The following is a 245-nucleotide window of genomic DNA, read 5'->3' on the forward strand; positions in this document are numbered from 1 at the left end:
TCTCATGACTTGCAAGAGCCACTTAGAAAGATAGCCACCTTCGTGAATTTGCTTCTTGATATGCCAAGAGATAACGAGCGTGAAAGAATGTTGCTAACCAAAATTGCAACATCCTCACAACGTCTAAAGAAACTGGTTAACGATCTCCTGGAGTTTTCCAGCGCAGCGAGGACCGATCATCAATTTGTTCCCACTGATGTATGTCAAATTGTAGCAGACATCACAGAAGAGTTGGAGCTTGTAAT

1 protein-coding gene is annotated in these 245 nt (G+C 42.4%); it reads left to right on the forward strand.

What is annotated here, in order from left to right; all coding sequences use genetic code 11:
- A partial coding sequence (locus tag KK062_RS30495; protein WP_317195828.1) for a histidine kinase dimerization/phospho-acceptor domain-containing protein occupies positions 1-245 on the forward strand: 245 nt, incomplete at both ends.

This window comes from Dawidia cretensis (assembly GCF_018598175.1).
GTDB classification, from domain to species: Bacteria; Bacteroidota; Bacteroidia; order Cytophagales; family Cyclobacteriaceae; genus Ohtaekwangia; species Ohtaekwangia cretensis.